Consider the following 544-nt stretch of genomic DNA (forward strand, 5'->3'; position numbering starts at 1 on the left):
GCCCTCATTGTGTTCACTTACGTTGTGTTAGCCTCTGCGTTTTTCATCCCTCGTCGATGGTTGCAAAGTGCATTTTCTGCCTTTGTCGCTATTTTGTTTGTCTCGCTCCTTGTTCCGTCGCAGCGCAGCCATGTGGCGTCTTGCTCGCAGTCTTTGAGCGTCATTCAATTCAATCTTTTTTACGAAAACTCAGACATCAATCAGTTCATCAACTATCTGTTGAGGCATCCTGCTGATTTGGTGGTGATGCAAGAACTGACGCCGCGAGTTGGCAGCCTTTTGCACATGTTGGATGATGTCTATCCGCATTATTATGGTGGCCAACGTGACGTAGGGTACCCATCAAATTTGATGATTCTTAGCCGACACCCGATCAAGGAGGTTTCGGTTTATCGTGCGCCAAATGGACAAGAAGTCATCAGAGCGGTTTGGTTGCCTAAAGATCAAGCACCGATCACTTTGTTTGCGGCTCATCCGCCATCCCCAAGAACCAGCGAGCTTTGGCATCAAAGAAATGCGCTGGTGCGAACTATAGAAATGCTGA

Annotated in this window: 1 protein-coding gene; it reads left to right on the forward strand. The window is 47.8% G+C overall.

The genetic code is table 11. The annotated features are described in order from the left end of the window. Positions 1-544: endonuclease/exonuclease/phosphatase family protein (locus R7Z50_RS30385; RefSeq protein ID WP_411979547.1), on the forward strand; the 544-nt coding region annotated here is incomplete at both ends.

Source organism: Vibrio sp. 1249-1, assembly GCF_033340495.1.